The 17,943-nt window shown below is 61.4% G+C and carries 17 protein-coding genes; 11 read left to right on the top strand and 6 right to left on the bottom strand.

The window, feature by feature from the left end:
- Positions 1-46 precede the first annotated feature (46 nt).
- Positions 47-253, top strand: a complete 207-nt coding sequence (locus tag TU80_RS31245) for a DUF1127 domain-containing protein (RefSeq protein ID WP_164887030.1) — start codon at positions 47-49, stop codon at positions 251-253.
- A gap of 45 nt (positions 254-298) precedes the next feature.
- A complete protein-coding gene (locus tag TU80_RS01885) occupies positions 299-1,522 on the top strand; it encodes a winged helix-turn-helix domain-containing protein (protein ID WP_057003727.1) in 1,224 nt (407 codons plus the stop codon).
- Positions 1,523-1,624: 102 nt separating this feature from the next.
- Here the strand turns inward: TU80_RS01885 and TU80_RS01880 are convergent, their stop codons facing one another.
- Positions 1,625-2,971, bottom strand: coding sequence for a class II 3-deoxy-7-phosphoheptulonate synthase (locus tag TU80_RS01880; RefSeq protein ID WP_017849509.1), 1,347 nt, complete (start codon positions 2,969-2,971; stop codon positions 1,625-1,627).
- 125 nt (positions 2,972-3,096) lie between these two features.
- On the opposite strand from TU80_RS01880, the gene TU80_RS01875 reads away from it, so the two are divergent.
- Positions 3,097-3,852: a spermidine synthase gene (locus TU80_RS01875; RefSeq protein ID WP_017849508.1), complete on the top strand. Its 756-nt coding sequence runs from the start codon at positions 3,097-3,099 to the stop codon at positions 3,850-3,852.
- A 117-nt stretch (positions 3,853-3,969) separates the two neighbouring features.
- Here TU80_RS01875 and TU80_RS01870 read toward each other — a convergent pair whose 3' ends face one another.
- The gene (locus TU80_RS01870) at positions 3,970-4,761 is read right to left on the bottom strand and encodes a crotonase/enoyl-CoA hydratase family protein (protein ID WP_057003726.1); all 792 of its coding nucleotides are present in this window, start codon (positions 4,759-4,761) and stop codon (positions 3,970-3,972) included.
- A 423-nt stretch (positions 4,762-5,184) separates the two neighbouring features.
- On the opposite strand from TU80_RS01870, the gene TU80_RS01865 reads away from it, so the two are divergent.
- Positions 5,185-6,858, top strand: a complete 1,674-nt coding sequence (locus TU80_RS01865; RefSeq protein WP_017849506.1) for a DEAD/DEAH box helicase — start codon at positions 5,185-5,187, stop codon at positions 6,856-6,858.
- Between the two features lie 367 nt (positions 6,859-7,225).
- The gene (locus tag TU80_RS01860) at positions 7,226-8,221 is read left to right on the top strand and encodes a hypothetical protein (protein WP_234427150.1); all 996 of its coding nucleotides are present in this window, start codon (positions 7,226-7,228) and stop codon (positions 8,219-8,221) included.
- Between the two features lie 190 nt (positions 8,222-8,411).
- Here the strand turns inward: TU80_RS01860 and TU80_RS01855 are convergent, their stop codons facing one another.
- Positions 8,412-9,179, bottom strand: a complete 768-nt coding sequence (locus TU80_RS01855) for a DODA-type extradiol aromatic ring-opening family dioxygenase (protein ID WP_057003724.1) — start codon at positions 9,177-9,179, stop codon at positions 8,412-8,414.
- A 102-nt stretch (positions 9,180-9,281) separates the two neighbouring features.
- Between TU80_RS01855 and TU80_RS01850 the strand changes: the two genes are divergently transcribed.
- Entirely contained in the window at positions 9,282-9,938 is a 657-nt protein-coding gene (locus TU80_RS01850; RefSeq protein ID WP_057003723.1) for a thiopurine S-methyltransferase, read from the top strand.
- A gap of 71 nt (positions 9,939-10,009) precedes the next feature.
- Here TU80_RS01850 and htpX read toward each other — a convergent pair whose 3' ends face one another.
- Together htpX and TU80_RS01840 are read right to left on the bottom strand one after the other, a co-directional pair.
- On the bottom strand, positions 10,010-10,897 hold the full coding sequence (gene htpX / locus TU80_RS01845) for a protease HtpX (RefSeq protein WP_017849408.1): 888 nt from the start codon (positions 10,895-10,897) through the stop codon (positions 10,010-10,012).
- Between the two features lie 305 nt (positions 10,898-11,202).
- A complete protein-coding gene (locus TU80_RS01840) occupies positions 11,203-12,414 on the bottom strand; it encodes a pyridoxal phosphate-dependent aminotransferase (protein ID WP_017849409.1) in 1,212 nt (403 codons plus the stop codon).
- A gap of 202 nt (positions 12,415-12,616) precedes the next feature.
- Here TU80_RS01840 and msrB point away from each other — a divergent pair, with 202 nt between their 5' ends.
- The 3 genes from msrB to TU80_RS01825 all read left to right on the top strand — a co-directional run bounded on the left by msrB (position 12,617) and on the right by TU80_RS01825 (position 14,083).
- On the top strand, positions 12,617-13,009 hold the full coding sequence (msrB, locus tag TU80_RS01835; protein WP_046384231.1) for a peptide-methionine (R)-S-oxide reductase MsrB: 393 nt from the start codon (positions 12,617-12,619) through the stop codon (positions 13,007-13,009).
- Between the two features lie 127 nt (positions 13,010-13,136).
- Positions 13,137-13,622 (top strand): glutathione peroxidase, encoded by a 486-nt coding sequence (locus tag TU80_RS01830; RefSeq protein ID WP_017849411.1) that lies wholly within the window; start codon positions 13,137-13,139, stop codon positions 13,620-13,622.
- Positions 13,619-14,083 (top strand): MarR family winged helix-turn-helix transcriptional regulator, encoded by a 465-nt coding sequence (locus TU80_RS01825; RefSeq protein WP_046384229.1) that lies wholly within the window; start codon positions 13,619-13,621, stop codon positions 14,081-14,083. The genes TU80_RS01830 and TU80_RS01825 overlap by 4 nt, the downstream gene beginning before the upstream one ends.
- Here TU80_RS01825 and TU80_RS01820 read toward each other — a convergent pair.
- Positions 14,064-16,373, bottom strand: coding sequence for a hybrid sensor histidine kinase/response regulator (locus tag TU80_RS01820; protein ID WP_057003722.1), 2,310 nt, complete (start codon positions 16,371-16,373; stop codon positions 14,064-14,066). The two genes, TU80_RS01825 and TU80_RS01820, sit on opposite strands and share 20 nt — an antisense overlap.
- Before the next feature lie 169 nt (positions 16,374-16,542).
- On the opposite strand from TU80_RS01820, the gene TU80_RS01815 reads away from it, so the two are divergent.
- Together TU80_RS01815 and TU80_RS01810 are read left to right on the top strand one after the other, a co-directional pair.
- On the top strand, positions 16,543-17,433 hold the full coding sequence (locus TU80_RS01815) for an ATP-binding protein (protein ID WP_026140337.1): 891 nt from the start codon (positions 16,543-16,545) through the stop codon (positions 17,431-17,433).
- Positions 17,430-17,912, top strand: coding sequence for a GAF domain-containing protein (locus TU80_RS01810; RefSeq protein WP_017849415.1), 483 nt, complete (start codon positions 17,430-17,432; stop codon positions 17,910-17,912). The genes TU80_RS01815 and TU80_RS01810 overlap by 4 nt, the downstream gene beginning before the upstream one ends.
- Positions 17,913-17,943: the final 31 nt, after the last annotated feature.

Raw genomic sequence — 17,943 nt, 5'->3', positions numbered from 1 at the left:
TAGCTGCCGGCACACACTCGCGTCATCCCCAAGGGAGGGCGAGAAGATGAAAGGTCAAACAGGTTGTGCAGGATGGACGAAGCGGCCGCTTTCCGGGCTGTTCCAAGCGATTGCGCGGTGGCAGGTATTGCGGTACGAGCGTCGGTTAGTGGCCACGCTGAGCGATGCGGCGCTCAAGGATATCGGGCTGAGCCGCGCTGATGTGGAGCACGAAGCCCATCGGCATTTCTGGGAAGACCCACTGCGAAAATGACCGAGGATGCAGTAGGGTGGTCGGCACGTTCATACGGAGATGCTCATGCCCGCCGACCTGTCGTTTTCCCTCAAGCAAGCGCGCCGCATGGCACTGGCCGCCCAGGGCTTTTCCGGGCGCCAGGCGCCTGCATTGATCAAGGCCGCACACCTCAACCGCTTGATCGACCGCCTGGGCGTGCTGCAGATCGATTCGGTCAATGCCGTGGTGCGCTCCCATTACCTGCCGTTGTTTTCCCGCCTGGGTCAGTACGCCCCGTCACTGCTTGAGCAGGCGGCCTGGAGCCAGGGCCGACAGCGTTCGTTGTTCGAGTATTGGGGGCATGAGGCCTCGTTGTTGCCGATGGCGCTGTACCCCTTGATGCGCTGGCGCATGGAGCGGGCAAAACAAGGGCAGGGGATCTACGCGCAGATGGCGCGTTTTGGTCGCGAGCAGCAGGCCATCATCCAGCGCGTGTTGAACACTGTCGAACAACAGGGCCCCCTGGGTGCAGGCAGTCTGTCGACCCGCGCCGAGCGCGCCGGCCCGTGGTGGGACTGGAGCGATGAAAAGCACGCGCTGGAATGGCTGTTCGCCGCTGGCCTGGTCACGGTTGCCGGTCGGCGCGGGTTCGAGCGGCTCTATGATTTGCCCGAGCGCGTCATCCCTGGCGACCGGCTGCACCAGGCCCCGTTGAGCGAGGCCGAGGCTCAGCGCGGTTTGCTGTTGCACAGCGCGACTGCGCTGGGTGTGGGCAGCGAAAAAGACCTGCGCGATTACTTCCGCCTGGACCCCGCCGACACTCGCAGCCGTTTGGCCGAACTGGTCGAGGACGGCCAATTGCTGATGTGCCGGGTGCAGGGCTGGAAGCAGCCGGCCTACTGCCTGCCGGAGCCGAAAGTGCCGCGCAAGGTGCCGGCCAGCGCACTGTTGTCGCCGTTCGATTCGCTGATCTGGGAGCGCAGCCGCACCGAGCGGCTGTTCGATTTCCGTTATCGGCTGGAGATTTACACGCCGCAGGACAAGCGGGTGTACGGCTACTACGTGCTGCCGTTTCTGCACAACGAGCGGATCGCCGCGCGCGTCGACCTGCGTGCCGAACGCGCCCACGGCCGCCTGGCCGTGCATGCGGTGCATGAAGAAGCGCCGGGGCTGGACGAGGAGGGGATGTGCGCGCTGGCGCTGAACTTGCGGCAAATGGCCGATTGGCTGGGGCTCGAACAGGTGCAGCTCAATTGCCCACGGCCGAGTGCCGACCGATTAAGGGCGGCGATGCTCACATTACGGTAGGCCCGAGCTTGCTCGCGAGAAACGTTAACGATGACGCGGGAAACCGACACCCCGCGGCATTCTCAGGTTTTTCGCGAACAAGCTCGCGCCTACCGAATGGGGTCACCGTTTTACTTGCTTCAACGTCTCTGCGATCAGGAACGCCAGCTCCAGCGACTGATCGGCATTCATCCGTGGGTCGCAGTGGGTGTGGTAGCGGTCCGACAAGCCATCTTCGGTGATCGGCCGCGCGCCGCCGATGCATTCGGTGACGTTCTGCCCGGTCATCTCGATATGAATCCCGCCGGCATAGGTGCCTTCGGCCTCGTGTACCTGGAAGAATTCCTTCACCTCGCCGAGGATCTGCGCAAAGTCGCGGGTCTTGTATCCGCTGCTGGCCTTGATCGTGTTGCCGTGCATCGGGTCGGAGCTCCACAGCACCTGTTTGCCCTCACGCTGCACGGCGCGAAGCAGCGCCGGCAGGTGGTCGCCGACCTTGTTGGCGCCCATGCGCGCGATCAGGTTCAAGCGGCCGGGGTCGTTGTCCGGGTTGAGGATGTCGATCAGGCGGATCAGGTCATCCGGGTTCATGCTCGGGCCGACCTTGACCCCGATCGGGTTGTGTACCCCGCGCAGGAACTCGACGTGGGCGCCGTCCAACTGACGGGTGCGATCGCCGATCCACAGCATGTGGGCCGAGCAGTCGTAGTAGTCGTTGGTCAGGCTGTCGCGGCGCACGAAGGCTTGTTCGTAGTTGAGCAGCAGCGCTTCGTGGGCGGTGAAGAAGCTGGTTTCGCGCAGTTGCGGCGAGCTGTCCATGCCGCAGGCGCGCATGAAGGCCAGGGTTTCGTCGATACGGTTCGCCAACTGGCTGTACTTCTCGGCCAGTGCGGAGTTGGCGATGAAGTCCAGGTTCCACTTGTGTACCTGGTGCAGGTCGGCAAACCCGCCCTGGGCGAACGCGCGCAGCAGGTTAAGGGTGGCGGTGGACTGGTGGTAGGACTGCAGCAGGCGGTCGGGGTCCGGCACACGGCTTTTTTCGTCGAAGCCGATGCCGTTGACGATATCGCCACGGTAGGCCGGCAAGGTGACGCCATCGATGGTTTCATCGTTGGACGAGCGCGGCTTGGCGAACTGGCCGGCCATGCGCCCGACTTTCACCACCGGGCAGCCGGCGGCGAAGGTCATCACGATAGCCATCTGCAGCAGCACCTTGAAGGTGTCGCGGATTTTTGCGGCGGAGAACTCGGCAAAACTCTCGGCGCAGTCGCCGCCTTGCAGCAGGAAGGCGCGACCCTGGGTCACCTCGGCAAACTGGCGGCGCAACTCGCGGGCCTCCCCGGCAAATACCAGCGGCGGGTAGCTGGCCAGGCTCTGCTCTACCTGTAACAGGTGTGCAGCGTCCGGGTACTGGGGTTGTTGCTGGATCGGCAGGGCGCGCCAGCTGTCGGGGCTCCAGGGTTGGCTCATCGTGGACTCGATAGGGTGATTGACGGTCGGGCGCCAATGTTATCAGCAATTAGTGCGTGACCTGTTGCCGCCGGTTGGCCGACAATCGCGCCTTTGCCCTGGGGTGAACCCGTTAGGAGTTGTAGATGAGCGAGGAGCGTGTCGAGCGCCTGCTGGCCGAGGTCCATGATGACTTCGGCATGATCCGCGTGCTCGAAGTGGCCGATTACCGTTTTCTCGAGTTTGGCGACGCCATCGAGCAAAGCTGCGTGTTCACCGCCGACCCGAGCTGGCTGGAGTACGACTACACCCGTGCGATGCTGATCGGTGCGTTGTGCCACGAGCAGCCGGAAAGCGCGTTGTTCCTCGGCCTGGGCGCCGGCACGCTGACCCAGGCGTGCCTCAAGTTCCTGCCGCTGGAGGATGTCGAAGCCATCGAGCTGCGCCCCGAGGTGCCGCGCCTGGCCATTGAGTTCCTGGGGCTGGACGACGATCCGCGCCTGTACATCCGCATTGGCGACGCCCTGGAACTGCTCGAAACCGCCGAAACGGCCGACTTGATCTTCGTCGACCTGTACACCGATGTCGGCCCCGGCGTTGGGCACCTGGCCTGGACCTTCCTGGAAAACTGCCAGAAGAAACTCAACCCGGGCGGTTGGCTGGTGATCAACCAGTGGGCCACCGACGACGGCAAGCCGTTGGGTGCGGCCCTGCTGCGCGGGTTGTATCACCGGCATTATTGGGAGCTGCCGGTGAAGGAGGGCAATGTGATCCTGCTGGTGCCTTCGGAGCTGGATCAGGCGCTGGACGCTGCGGCGCTCTCGGCCCGCGCCGAAGCGCTGGCACCGCGATTGGGCTATTCGTTGCAGCCATTGATCAAGGCGATTCGGCCGGCAACCTAGTTGTCTGAACGGGCGTCATCGCGGGCAAGCCCACTCCCACATTTGACCGAGCACATCCTGAAGGAATGCGGTCGATGTGGGCGCGGGCTTGCTCGCGATGACTGCGGCACGGCCAACTCAAACTCCCCTGAATACCCCCGGGCGCTTCTCGAGCATGGCGCGCACGCCTTCCTTGGCGTCTTCGCTGTTGAACAATTGCGCGACCAGCGGCGGTAACGCCGCGGCCGCGACAGCTTCGCCCTCCAAGCGCGCCAGGCGGGCCGACATCAATGTGGCTTGCACGCCGAGGGGCGCCTGGCGCGCGATGCGGCTGGCCAGTTCGATGGCGCGCGGCAGCAGGTCTTCGCTGGCCATCACTTCCTGCACCAACCCCAGGCGCAGGGCTTCGTGGGCATCGAACTCATCGCCGGTGAGCAGCCAGCGCATGGCGTTGCCCCAGCCTGCTATTTGATGAAAGCGCAACGTCGCACCACCAAATGGAAAGATCCCACGTTGTACTTCCATCTGCGCGAAGCGGGTGTTGCTCGCGCAGAGATTGATATCCGCCGCCAGCATCAGCTCGATGCCAAGGGTCAGGCAGTAGCCCTGAGCGGCGACGATCACCGGTTTGCCGACCCGAGGGCCGGCGAACACGCCCCAGGGATCGCAGCCCCCCGGTGGCGGTTGCCAGCCTCCGGCCATCACTGCGCTGACGTTGGCCAGGTCCAGCCCGGCGGTGAAGTGGTCGCCGTGGGCGAACACCACGGCCACCCGCGCATCGTCGTTTCGATCAAATTCGCCATAGGCCAGGCTCAGTGCGTTGAGCAGATCCAGGTCAAAGGCATTGCGCTTGGCGACCCGATCCAGGCCCAACAACAGGACATGATCCAGGAGTTCACGGCTGACGAGGCTGCTGCTGGCTTGATTCATCGGGTGTGCCCTCGGGTGCAGTAAGGGGTTTCGGACCAAAGGGGCCGAGTGTGCGGGTGAACCGTTTAAGCGTTTCAGCCAACAGGGCCGGGCACTTGAAAAATAGACCCTGGAGCCCATCTGCGCAAAGGCGGTGACGCAGTGCGGTTTATCGGTGCTTTGCGATAAAAAAAGCTCCCTTTTTCAGCTATTTCCGGTATAGTGCGCGCCGGCCTTTAACCGGGCCGCGTTTAGGTAGCGCAATTCCCCGAAGTCAGCTTCGGCTGCACGTCCGCACAGCGGACTCTTCCTTGACGAATCTTTTTCATTCATTCGTTTTCGCAAATCCCCGCCGACAAAGCAGCCAGGGCGACTCTTGAGTCTCAACACGGCATGCGCAGCTTTGGAGCATGGGTCTTTGCGGATGCACTTAGAGGCAGACCCATGACCCAGGAAACCGGCGGCTTCGCCGCTTTTAATCTTAACCCGAACATTCTTGCTGCCGTCATTGCGACTGGCTACGAAGAACCTTCGGCGATTCAGCAGCAATCGATCCCGATCATCATGGCCGGCCACGACATGATTGGCCAGGCGCAAACCGGTACCGGTAAAACCGCCGCGTTCGCCCTGCCTATCCTGCACTGCATCGATCCTGCCAAGCGCGAACCGCAAGCCCTGATCCTGGCGCCAACTCGTGAGTTGGCGCTGCAAGTAGCAACCGCTTTTGAAACCTACGCCAAGCAAATGCCAGGCGTAACCGTTGTGGCCGTCTACGGCGGCGCGCCGATGGGCCCGCAACTCAAGGCTATCCGTAATGGCGCACAGATCGTTGTCGCCACTCCGGGTCGTCTGTGCGACCACCTGCGTCGTGACGAGAAAGTCCTGTCGACCGTGAACCACCTGGTTCTGGACGAAGCTGACGAAATGTTGAAGCTGGGCTTCATGGATGACCTGGAAGTCATCTTCAAGGCACTGCCACCGACCCGTCAGACCGTGCTGTTCTCGGCCACCCTGCCGCAGTCGATCCGTGCCATTGCCGAACGCCACCTGCGCGATCCGCAACACGTGAAGATCCAGACCAAGACTCAGACCGTTACCGCGATCGAACAGGCTCACCTGTTGGTTCACGCTGACCAGAAGACCTCGGCTGTATTGAGCCTGCTGGAAGTCGAAGACTTCGACGCGCTGATCATGTTCGTGCGTACCAAGCAAGCGACCCTGGACCTGGCCAGTGCCCTCGAAGCCAAAGGCTACAAAGCCGCTGCGCTGAACGGTGACATCGCCCAGAACCAACGTGAGCGCGTGATCGACTCCCTCAAGGATGGCCGTCTGGACATCGTTGTAGCGACCGACGTAGCTGCTCGTGGCCTCGACGTTCCACGTATCACCCACGTGTTCAACGTTGACATGCCTTACGATCCAGAGTCCTACGTTCACCGTATCGGCCGTACCGGCCGTGCGGGTCGCGAAGGTCGCGCACTGCTGCTGGTGACGCCGCGTGAGCGCCGCATGCTGCAAGTGATCGAGCGTGTGACCGGTCAGAAGGTTGCCGAAGTCCGCCTGCCGGATGCCCAGGCCGTTCTCGATGCACGCATCAAGAAACTGACCAACAGCCTGTCGCCACTGGTGGCTGACGCTGAATCGACCCACGGCGACCTGCTGGACCGCCTGACCGCCGATATCGGTTGCACCCCGCGTGCCCTGGCTGCAGCCCTGCTGCGCAAAGCCACCAACGCTCAGGCCTTGACCCTGGCAGCCATCGAGAAAGAACGCCCACTGGTACCGAACAACGCGCCACGCGGTGATCGTCCAGAGCGTTCCGGCGACCGTCCTGAGCGTGGTGATCGTGAGCGTCGCGCTCCGGTGCCATTGGCTGAAGGTCGTGCTCGCTGCCGTACCGCGCTGGGCGCGCGTGACGGTATCGCGGCCAAGAACCTGCTGGGCGCTATCCTCAACGAGGGTGGCCTGGCACGTGAAGCCATCGGTCGCATCCAGGTCCGTGACAGCTTCTCCCTGGTGGAGCTGCCGGAAGACGGTCTGGAAAAACTGCTGACCAAGCTGAAAGACACACGCGTTGCCGGTAAGCAGCTCAAGCTGCGTCGCTACCGCGAAGATTGATCCGCCCCTGGGCTGATTGATCGCACCTAAAAAATCCCCGACTGGTTCGGGGATTTTTTTTGCCCGGCAATTGGCGCGGATCGTCGTGGGGTGGTCGGCCATAACGGTCAGCTACTGATCTTATTGGGTTTAGGAAAAGTCTGAGTTTCTGAGCGGCCTTTCTGGCAGCCGGCTTTGCGTAAAGTTTTTACTATCAAGTGACGGGGGGCGGATAAACCTGAGTTGCATCGCTCAAGGGGAAAAAACGCTCTCAATCTGCTCTCGTCAGTTGTTCAAGTTGGAAAGGTTCGCTTGTAACCGTGTCGAGGGATAGGCGCCGGGCTTGACGGCTATTGATTGATTTTTCCAGAAAGGAGCTGTGGCTGTTATGCGTATTAGTAATTCACAGTTGTTTCCACAAACAATGCCTGAGCCTGCGACTTATCCTCCCAGCCAACCGCCTGTTAATCAGGCGAGAGAGCCAGCGCGCGAGCACGGTTTGCCATGGACCGAGCGCGCACTCGCTTCGGATGCCGCGGCCGCTCGTTCAAGAAGAAATACGCGATCCATGCCTGTGGCGTCTGCGACCACGACGTCAACGCTTAATAAAGTCAGCGATCCGAAACTGGAAATCAAGAAGGTAGCCACATCGCCCAATGGGCTGTATGGCCTGAGTTACTCGCTGTCCGCGCCTGGCGCTGGGTTGAGTAACATTACGTTTCCAATGAGTATCGACGAAGGCCTTCAACGAAAAGGAAGCAAGGACGCAGGGATTTATTATGCGATGCAGTTTGGCGTCAATGATGCGCAAGGTCGGCCTCTTGGCCGTGGCTATATTGGGATGCAGCCGCGCGGGGATGGCAAGGCGCTGATTGTGTTTTCTGGAAACGGTGAGCATTTCAAAGCGCCACAAGGCCGCCCCGAGTTTGATGGGGGAAAAGGCGCCAGTAACAGCACCTTGGTAGATTTTAAATTTGGGAATAAATATAACCTCACGGTAGAACGAGATCCTGAGGATGCCCATAAGTTGAGGGGGGTTATTCAGGACGTTACCGATGCCGACATGCCGGGCCCCAAGCAGCATGTCAAAGATATTTATGTCGATCAGAAGTTTGCCTTGGCTGGCAGAGACAGAGGCTTCGTCGAACATTATGGCGCGAAAATAGACCGAAGTTCGCAGATCGCACCTACTCGCGGTAGTTTCTCCGCCCCCTTTACTACAGACGATAAGGGCAATGTCAGGGTGGGTGAAATCAAGAGTGATGGGCTCTATGGCCGGTACAAGAACTCGATGGTGGGACTGCAGCGGGTGATCAGCGAAGCGGGTAAAGGTCAGGAAATACAATTCTCTTTTCAGGGCGCAGGTTATGAGAAGAAAGCCTGAAGTGCGCTGTTGATAGAGCCTGAGTAAGCGTTTCAACGCTACGCCTGTTGGAGTTGCGCCCCTTGAAAATATTGGCGATGCAAAAACCCGGAAGGCCCACGCAGGTGAGGATTTCCGGGTTTTCTTCTTGGGCCGCGCTCGCTTTGTGGGCGGCCCTCAATCTGGGTTTGCCCGCGCATCGGGATGTGCGTCAGCCGAAGCGGTAGATGTCCATGCCCAGCGCGCCCATGGTGAAGCCTTGGTGCGCCACGCTGAAGTCGCCGCCGGCACCCCGCGCAAAGTAGAGCGGCAGTAAATGTTCATCACTGGGATGGCTGCGCACGGCGTTGGGCGCCTGGCGGCGATAATCGTGCAGCGCGGCTTCGTCGTTGGCGGCAAGCTTGTCCACCATCCAGTCACGAAACGCCCGCGCCCACGGCTCGATGCTTTCGGACCCGGCGTGCCAATCCAGTTCACCGAGGTTGTGGGTGATGCTGCCGGAGCCGATCAGCAACACGCCTTGTTCGCGCAGGCTGGCGAGGGTGTGTCCGACTCGGGTCTGCAGGGCAGGGCCCATACGGCTGGGCAAGGACACCTGCACCACCGGGATATCCGCGGCCGGGTACATCAGCGACAGCGGCACCCAGGCGCCGTGGTCGAAGGGACGGCGCTCATCGATGCGCGCATTCAAGCCATCGGCGTGCAGCAACTCGACAATCTCGCGCGCCAATTGCGGGTCGCCCGGTGCCGGGTATTGCACGGCAAACAACTCGGCCGGAAAGCCGCCGAAGTCATGCCAGGTTTCCGGTGCGGCGTTGCCGCTGACCAGCAATTCCTGGCTTTCCCAATGCGCCGACACCACCACAATCGCCTTCGGCCGTGGCAGTTCAGCCGCCAGGCGCTGCAGGGCCGGGCCGCTGGCGCCGGGTTGCAGGGCGAGCATGGGCGAACCATGGGAGATAAACAGAGTGGGGAGCATTAGAAGGGCCCTCAGGGTTAACATGCCCCATCTTCAACCAGATCAATGATCTAAATCTAATATAAGTTTTAGCGCCTTTTGATCGAATTTTTAGGGTGATGTATGGATTCTCAGTTTTGGCGGGAGCGCTGGGCACGTAATCAGATCGGTTTTCACTTGCCCGAGGTCAACCCCTATCTGCAACGGCACTGGCCGCAGTTGGCGGTCGCGCAGGGGGCAAAGGTGCTGGTGCCCTTGTGTGGCAAAAGCCTGGATCTGGTGTGGCTGGCCAGTCAAGGCTGTCGCGTGCTCGGGGTAGAGCTGTCGGAGCAGGCGGTTGAGGCATTCTTCAGTGAGCAGGGGCTGACACCGCATATCAGCCAACGTGGCGTGTTCAAGGTGTACCAGGCGGATGTGATCGAGGTGTGGTGCGGTGATTTCTTCGCGCTGGACGCGCAGGCGCTGCTCGATTGCACGGCGCTTTATGACCGCGCGGCGTTGATCGCCTTGCCGCCGCTGATGCGGGCGCGCTACACCGAGCACCTCAATACGCTTCTGGGGCCGGGTTGCAAGGGGTTGCTGATTACCCTCGACTACGACCAGACGCAAAAGGCCGGCCCACCGTTTGCGGTGACCGATGATGAGGTGAAGGTGCTGCTGGGGGCGCACTGGGCCCTCGAAGTGCTTGAGGAGCAGGACGTTTTGGGTGAGAGCTGGAAGTTCGTTCAGGACGGCGTAACCCGGCTGGAAGAGCGAGTCTACCGACTCACGAAGCGCTGAGTCCTGGGCGGGTAAGGCGCCCACAAAAAAGGGGCGATCAGATCGCCCCTTTCCGTGTCGCCGCCAAGCGGTCAGCCGCGACGACGCAATGCGTCAATCCGCTCTTCCAGCGGTGGGTGGCTCATGAACATGCGCGCCAGGCCCTGCTTGATGCCGCCGTTGATGCCAAACGCGGTCAGGCTGTCCGGCATATGCACCGGCAGGCCCTGTTCGGAGCGCAGGTGCTGCAAGGCTGCAATCATCGCCCCGGTGCCGGCCAGGCGGGCACCGGCTTCGTCCGCGCGAAATTCCCGTTTGCGCGAGAACCACATCACGATCGCGCTGGCCAGGAAGCCCAGCACCAGTTCAGCGAAGATGGTTGCCACGTAGTAGGCAATGCCGCGGCCTTCTTCGTTCTTGAAGATCACCTTGTCGACGAAGTTGCCGATGATTCGCGCGAAGAACATCACGAAGGTGTTCACCACGCCCTGGACCAGCGCCAGGGTGACCATGTCACCGTTCGCCACGTGGCCGATCTCGTGGGCCAGCACCGCCTTGACTTCATCGTAGGAGAAGCGCTCCAGCATGCCCTGGCTCACCGCAACGAGCGCGTCGTTCTTGTTCCAGCCGGTGGCAAAGGCGTTGGCTTCATAGGCCGGGAAGATCCCGACCTCCGGCATCTTGATACCGGCCTCGCGGGACAACTGTTCGACGGTCTGCAGCAACCATTGCTCATGCCGGGTGCGTGGCTGAGTGATGACCTGGGTGCTGGTGCTCATCTTCGCCATCCACTTGGAGATGAACAGCGAGAACAGCGAGCCGGCAAAACCAAAGACCGCACAGAAGATCAGCAGCTGATTGAGGTTCAGATCGACCCCGTTGGCCGCCATGAACCCGTTGAAGCCGAAAAGGCTCAGGGTGATGCTGGCAATCAGCACGACCGCCAGGTTAGTGGCCAAGAACAGCAGGATGCGCATCATGGTTGTAGAGTTCTCCTCATGCTAAATATGTCGCGTACTGCGGGGTATATAAGGTGCGACATGGGGTGATTCAACCGAGCGACTATTTCAAACTGTGTCCTACAGCCTGAATGTAGAGTCTTGAAGGGAATTTCCCACCTGTATTGCCTCGCTTGATCAGCCTCCTGTTGCCTCGCGGCCCTTTGATTATAGGGGGCACGCGCTGGGAGAGGGGCAAACGCAGTGCGGAGCGGGGGCAATGGGCAGAGAAGTGTTGCCAGATACTCGCTGTACGACCAGATCCCGGTCGTACAGCGTCATAGTCGTTACTGGCGATAGGACTTGAGGAAGTTGCCGATGCGACCGATGGCCATGTCCAGGTCATCCACACGCGGCAAGGTCACCACGCGGAAGTGATCCGGCCACGGCCAGTTGAACGCGGTGCCTTGCACCACCAGGAGCTTTTCCGACAGCAGCAGGTCGAGCACGAACTTCTCGTCGTTGAGGATCGGGCAGACTTTCGGGTCGATGCGTGGGAAGGCGTACAGCGCGCCCATCGGTTTCACGCAACTGACGCCGGGAATGTCGTTGAGCAATTCCCAGGTGCGGTTGCGTTGCTCCAACAGGCGGCCCTGAGGCAGCAGCAGATCGTTGATGCTCTGGTAACCGCCCAGCGCGGTCTGGATCGCGTGCTGGCTCGGTACGTTGGCACACAGGCGCATATTGGCCAGCATGTCGATGCCTTCAATGTAGCTCTGGGCGTTGTGCTTGGGCCCGGAGATGGCGACCCAGCCGGAGCGGAAACCCGCCACGCGGTAGGACTTGGACAAGCCGTTGAAGGTCAAGCAGAGCAGGTCCGGCGCGAGGGAGGCGGTGCAGATGTGGACGGCGTCGTCGTAGAGGATCTTGTCGTAGATCTCGTCGGAGAACACCACCAGGTTGTGCTGGCGCGCCAGCTCGAGCATGCCCAGCAGCACTTCCCGCGAGTACACGGCGCCGGTCGGGTTGTTCGGGTTGATGATGACCAGCGCCTTGGTGTTCGGGGTGATCTTGGCCTTGATGTCGGCCAGGTCCGGGAACCAGTCGGCGCCTTCGTCGCACAGGTAGTGTACCGGGCGGCCACCGGCCAGGGTCACCGCGGCGGTCCACAGCGGGTAGTCCGGCGCCGGCACCAGCACTTCGTCGCTATTGTTGAGCAAGGCCTGCATCGACATCACGATCAGTTCGGACACGCCGTTGCCCAGGTAGATGTCTTCGATGCCGACACCTTCGACCTGCTTCTGCTGGTAATACTGCATCACCGCCTTGCGCGCACTGAACAGGCCTTTGGAATCGCTGTAGCCCTGGGCGGTGGGCAGGTTGCGGATCACGTCCTGGAGGATTTCGTCCGGCGCTTCGAAACCAAAGGGCGCCGGGTTGCCAATGTTCAGCTTGAGGATGCGATGGCCTTCCTCTTCCAGGCGCTTGGCGTGCTTGAGCACCGGGCCGCGAATGTCGTAGCAGACGTTGGCGAGCTTGTTCGATTTGCTGACCTGCATGGCGATGTGATCCTGAAAATGAACGATCCAGACGGTGCGAAGCCTACCGTGCTGAGAATCCTGCGTTGGTCGCACCCATAAATACGTTTGAATGCCGCTAACGCGGGTGCCAGACTGCCGGGTTGAAGAGGCGCAATCATACGTGCCGCCTGATCCCTGGAAAAGACACAGATCAGGGTTTTTCAGTTGCCGAGGTGTACTGATGGAAAAGCTGCAGAAAACCATTGAAGAATGGAAAGCGATGCTCGATCCGGAGCAATACAACGTGTGCCGCCTGAAGGGCACCGAACGGCCGTTTTCCGGCAAGTACAATGCCACCAAGACCGACGGCGTGTATCACTGCATCTGCTGCAATGAGCCGCTGTTCGACTCTACCACCAAGTTCGATTCCGGCTGCGGCTGGCCCAGCTTCTACGCACCGATCGCCGACAGCGCGATGATCGAGATCCGCGATGTCAGCCACGGCATGATCCGCACCGAAGTCACCTGTGCCAAGTGCGACGCGCACCTGGGGCATGTGTTCCCGGATGGCCCGCCGCCGACCGGCCTGCGCTATTGCATCAACTCGGTGTGCCTGGACCTCGTGCCGCGCTGAGCCTGAGTCGCCCCTGCGTCTTGCGCGGGGGCGATGTATACCGGGCTATCAGTTTGATCAATTCAATTGCACGCAATTGAATTGCTCGCTATGTTTTGCCTTCTTTCTCCTTATCCGAGGCATTGCCATGAGCGACAACCTGCTGAGCATCCCTTGCACCACCATCAAGGGTGAGCAAAAGACCTTGGCCGATTTTGCCGGCAAGGCCATTCTCGTGGTCAACACTGCCAGCAAATGCGGCTTCACCCCGCAGTACAAGGGCCTGGAGCAACTCTGGCAGCAGTACAAGGACCAGGGCCTGGTGGTGCTGGGGTTTCCGTGCAACCAGTTCGGCAAGCAGGAACCGGGCAACGAAGGCGCGATTGCCGAGTTCTGCGAGCTGAATTTCGGCGTCAGCTTCCCGTTGTTCAAGAAGATCGACGTCAATGGCGGCGCTGCCCACCCGCTGTTCGTGCAGTTGAAAAAACGCGCGCCGGGCCTGCTGGGTTCCAAGGGCATCAAGTGGAATTTCACCAAGTTCCTCATCGGTCGCGACGGCCAGGTGGTCAAGCGCTTTGCGCCAACCACCAAGCCCCAGGAGTTGACCCAAGAGATCGAAGCCCTGCTCAAATGACCGACCTGCCCACCGTGTCCCTGGCGCTGGACAACCAGCTGTGTTTCAAGCTCTACGCCGCATCGCGCGCGGTGACCCGCGCCTATAAACCGATGCTTGACCAGTTGGGCCTGACCTACCCGCAATACGTGGTGATGCTGGTGTTGTGGGAATGGCACCACGCGACGCCGCCCCAGCCCACGGTCAAGGCCTTGGGCGAGCGCTTGATGCTCGATTCGGGCACGCTGACGCCGCTGCTCAAGCGCCTGGAGCAGCTTGGGTTAGTGAGGCGCCAGCGCAGCGCGCAGGATGAACGCGAAGTGCATTTGAGCCTGAGCCACGCCGGGGTGCAGTTGCGCGGCCAGGCCCATCAGTTGAAAACCCGCTTGCTGTGCGACAGCGGTGTCGACCTCAACCAGGCCGATGCCTTGCGCGAGGGGTTGGACCAATTGCTCGCGCAGATCAGAGACTTGTCGTCTTAGGCACCCACAGGTCCAGCAGCGCATTGAGTTCTTCGCGGCGAAACGGCTTGGCCAGGTAGTCATTCATCCCCGCCGCCCGGCAACGCTCGCGTTCTTCCGACAGCGCGTTGGCGGTCAGGGCGACAATGGGCAGGTCCGGCCAGCGCCCGCTGCGACGAATCTGCCGACTGGCCTCGTAGCCATCCATCACTGGCATGTTGCAGTCCATCAGCACCATGTCGAAGTGCTGTTCTTCGAGGAACTTGAGCGCTTCGCCACCATGGGCGGCGACGATCACTTCGCAGCCCAACTTGCTGAGCATGCCCTTGGCCACCAGCTGATTGACCGGGTTGTCCTCCACCAGCAGGATGCGTGCCCGGTGGACCAGGGGCGTGGCATCGAGTGCGATCGGGTCGAGGATCAAGTGCGCGTCGCTGCGCAGATTACGTTGCAGGATCTGGTACAGCGCGTTGCGGCTCAAAGGGCGCGCCTGTTGCTGCAACGGCGCCAGGGCCGCGACTTCCTCACTGGGCATGAAATTGCCATAGGCGGTCACCAGCAGGATCGGCGCCGTGATGGCCGGGCGCAGGCGAAACAGGCACTCCGGGCAGTCCGTGATCAGCAAGTCGGGTTTTTTTCCGCTCAAGTCCTCATCGATAGAATAGCAATGCACTGTCAGCCCCCAGTGAGGTAGCAGGGTGCTGAGCAGCTCCGCCAGGCCGCTGTCGGCACTGGTGATTGCAATGACTTCGCCCGTCAGCGGCGCGAGCCGGGGCGCGGGTAAATGGGCGGGCAGCGGCAGGTCGGCGCAGAACTGGCTGCCGAAGCCGACTTCCGAACTGATGCTCAGCCGACCGTGCATCGCCTCGCACAGGTTATGGGTCAGCGCCAGGCCCAGGCCGGTGCCGCCAAACTGGCGGGTGATGCCCGCGCCAGCCTGGGTGAACGGCTGGAAGATCTTCACCTGCGCGTCCTGGGCAATGCCGATCCCGGTGTCGCACACTTCGATTTTTACTCGGCCATCCTGGGCGCTGAGGCGCACATCCACGCGGCCGAAGCGCGTGAACTTCAAGGCGTTGGACAGCAGGTTACTGACGATCTGCCGCACACGTGTCGGGTCGCCGAGCACCTGCGCCGGGAACTTCGGGTCGATCAGGCACGTCAGTTCGACACTCGGCGCGGCGTTCTGCGATAACAGGTTGGCGGTGTCTTCCACCAGCGCGCCGAGGTCGAACGGGATGCGCTCCAGCTCCAACTGGCCCGCGTCGAACTTGGACAGGTCGAGGATATCGTTGAGCAGTTCCACCAGCACCTTGCCGGAATCATGGGCGATCGACAGTTGCTGGCGCTGCTCGGCGTTGAGCGGGCTGTCCAGCGACAGCGCGATCATGCCCAGCAACCCATTGAGCGGCGTGCGGATTTCGTGACTCATATTGGCCAGGAACGCCGCCCGCGCCTGAGCCATGCCCAGCGCGTTCATTTTTGCTGCTTCCAACTCATCGTTGGACTGGCTCAAGCGCTGGTTGCTGGCCTTGAGCTCCAGCGTGCGCGCCGAGACGATGTTTTCCAGTTGCCCCAGGTACTCGGTGAGGCGGTCCTCGGCGTGACGCCGCTGCTGGATCTCGGTTTCCAGGGTGTCGAATTGCTGGTTGGCCATGTTGACCAGCACGCCGATTTCATCGTGCTCGTGCCCCGGCGGGCAATCCAGGCGTGTCTGCCTGCGCGTGCTCAGCTCGCGAATGATGCGTACCAGCGGTTGGGTCAGCATCACATAGAACAGGCCCAGCAGGATCCCGGTCAGCAGCAGGCTGCGTACAAACCCGTTGATCAGGGTGACCTCGGCACGGTGCAGGAAGCGGCTGCCAAAGGCGTAGGTGTCTACGTCGAGGCGCAGCACGCCAAGGGATTCGTTGGGCATATGGCTGAGGAACAGCCGGTCTTCAAACTGGCGGTTGGCGCCGAACAGGAAATCGCTGACGGGCCGGTAGGGGCTTTCCTTGCGCGGCCGTCCGACGTCGGCCAGTACCACGCCGTTGTTGTCGGTCAACCGCGCCTGAATGATGGCGGGGGAGTGCAACAGGCCGAGGGTCAGCTCCTGGGCCAACTCGGCGTCGATGTTGTAGGCGATGCGTGACGCCGGGTTATGGCTGATTTCAATCAGCGAACGAATTTCACGGTTGATGGATGCGTCTTCGCTGGCATAATCAATGCCGATCTGGATCAGGCTGAGCAAGGTTCCCAAGACGAAACCGACCAGCACAGTCAATCTGGCTTGTTTATAAGACAAGCGGTGGGCGAACTTGATATCCATCGAGTGTTGAACCACTTCACGTTTCCCTTCGCCCGGCAAGCATAGCTGAACATCCACAGGTTCAGGCTTGCCCGGTACGAATCGTCAGTTTTAGAGGTGCAGCCCGGAGCGCTCGGCCGCAGGGTTGCCAATACGCCATCTTTTACAAGAACTTGCCAGAGGAATAGTCGTGGATTCTCGATTGAATGCCTTTCTTGAGCGCGCCGATGCCGTACTCGCGCGCCTGGAACCCCTGTTGCCAGCCCCGCGCCAAACCATCGACTGGAACCAATGCCTTGCGGCCCGTTGGCAGCGTGAGGGTCGCAGCGGCTTCCTGCTGCCGCTGGAGGTCAGCCTGGACATGCGTCTGTCCGACCTGATCGGTGTGGACAAGCAGCGTGAAACATTGGCGCGCAACACCCAACAGTTCCTCGACGGCCTGCCCGCTAACCATGCGCTGCTGTGGGGCTCGCGCGGCACGGGGAAATCGTCGATGGTGCGCGCCTTGCTCGCCCAGCACGCCAGCGCCGGTTTGCGCTTGATCGAAATCGAACGCGATCACCTCGCCGACCTGCCGCGTGTGGTCGAACAACTGCTCAAGCTGCCGCAGCGTTTCATTCTGTTCTGCGATGACCTGTCGTTCGAGGCCGGTGAAGGCGATTACCGCGTGCTCAAGAGCGTGCTGGACGGTTCCCTGGAACAGGCGCCGGAAAACGTGCTGCTGTATGCCACGTCCAACCGTCGTCACCTGGTGCCGGAAAACCAGAGCGACAACGATAACTGGAAACGCGTGGATGGCGAGCTGCACCCGAGTGAGGCGGTGGAAGACAAGATCGCCTTGTCCGACCGTTTTGGCCTGTGGCTGTCGTTCTACCCATTCACCCAGGAACATTTCCTGAACGTGGTGGAACACTGGATCGGCGAGCTGGCGCGCAAGGCCGGCCTGCAGTGGCAGCGTGATGAAGACCTCGATATCCTCGCCGTGCGCTGGGCCACCGGGCGTGGCAACCGCAACGGCCGTTGCGCGTATCAATTCGCCCGTTACTGGGTGGGCCTCAAATTGCTGGAGCGTCAACCATGATCGATTTGCAGCAGGCCGGCAGCGGTCTGGATGGCTATGCCATGTTGTGCGCGCAGTTGGAGTCGCTGCTGGCCGATGAGCGCGATTTCATCGCCAACAGCGCGCAGTTCTCTGCGTTTTTGTTCAATCAGTTGGATGACTTGAACTGGGCCGGTTTCTACCTCAACCGTCACGAAGAGTTGGTGTTGGGGCCGTTCCAGGGGCAGATCGCGTGTGTACGCATTCCGTTCGGGCGTGGCGTGTGCGGTGCGGCGGCCGCGTCGCGCCAGACCCAGCGGGTGGAAGATGTGCATGCGTTCCCGGGGCATATCGCCTGTGACAGCGCATCGAACAGTGAACTGGTGGTGCCGCTGGTCAAGGATGGCCGACTGATTGGCGTCCTCGACCTCGACAGCCCGTCGCTGGCCCGGTTTACCGCGCAAGACCAGGTTGGTATCGAGCAGTTGGCGGCGATTTTCCTGCGCCTGACCGACTGCTGACCGACCGTTGCGGGGGCGGGCCGTGCGGCGC

The sequence above is a fragment of the Pseudomonas veronii genome, from assembly GCF_001439695.1.
In the GTDB taxonomy this organism is placed as follows: Bacteria; Pseudomonadota; Gammaproteobacteria; order Pseudomonadales; family Pseudomonadaceae; genus Aquipseudomonas; species Aquipseudomonas veronii.
The sequence above is the reverse complement of the archived record's forward strand: the minus strand, read 5'-3'. Positions and strand labels throughout refer to the sequence as shown.

Coding starts and splice junctions, on each gene's coding strand:
- TU80_RS31245 (WP_164887030.1), top strand. CDS start 47: ATGAAAGGTCAAACAGGTTGTGCAGGATGGACGAAGCGGCCGCTTTCC.
- TU80_RS01885 (WP_057003727.1), top strand. CDS start 299: ATGCCCGCCGACCTGTCGTTTTCCCTCAAGCAAGCGCGCCGCATGGCA.
- TU80_RS01880 (WP_017849509.1), bottom strand. CDS start 2,971: ATGAGCCAACCCTGGAGCCCCGACAGCTGGCGCGCCCTGCCGATCCAG.
- TU80_RS01875 (WP_017849508.1), top strand. CDS start 3,097: ATGAGCGAGGAGCGTGTCGAGCGCCTGCTGGCCGAGGTCCATGATGAC.
- TU80_RS01870 (WP_057003726.1), bottom strand. CDS start 4,761: ATGAATCAAGCCAGCAGCAGCCTCGTCAGCCGTGAACTCCTGGATCAT.
- TU80_RS01865 (WP_017849506.1), top strand. CDS start 5,185: ATGACCCAGGAAACCGGCGGCTTCGCCGCTTTTAATCTTAACCCGAAC.
- TU80_RS01860 (WP_234427150.1), top strand. CDS start 7,226: ATGCGTATTAGTAATTCACAGTTGTTTCCACAAACAATGCCTGAGCCT.
- TU80_RS01855 (WP_057003724.1), bottom strand. CDS start 9,179: ATGCTCCCCACTCTGTTTATCTCCCATGGTTCGCCCATGCTCGCCCTG.
- TU80_RS01850 (WP_057003723.1), top strand. CDS start 9,282: ATGGATTCTCAGTTTTGGCGGGAGCGCTGGGCACGTAATCAGATCGGT.
- htpX (WP_017849408.1), bottom strand. CDS start 10,897: ATGATGCGCATCCTGCTGTTCTTGGCCACTAACCTGGCGGTCGTGCTG.
- TU80_RS01840 (WP_017849409.1), bottom strand. CDS start 12,414: ATGCAGGTCAGCAAATCGAACAAGCTCGCCAACGTCTGCTACGACATT.
- msrB (WP_046384231.1), top strand. CDS start 12,617: ATGGAAAAGCTGCAGAAAACCATTGAAGAATGGAAAGCGATGCTCGAT.
- TU80_RS01830 (WP_017849411.1), top strand. CDS start 13,137: ATGAGCGACAACCTGCTGAGCATCCCTTGCACCACCATCAAGGGTGAG.
- TU80_RS01825 (WP_046384229.1), top strand. CDS start 13,619: ATGACCGACCTGCCCACCGTGTCCCTGGCGCTGGACAACCAGCTGTGT.
- TU80_RS01820 (WP_057003722.1), bottom strand. CDS start 16,373: ATGGATATCAAGTTCGCCCACCGCTTGTCTTATAAACAAGCCAGATTG.
- TU80_RS01810 (WP_017849415.1), top strand. CDS start 17,430: ATGATCGATTTGCAGCAGGCCGGCAGCGGTCTGGATGGCTATGCCATG.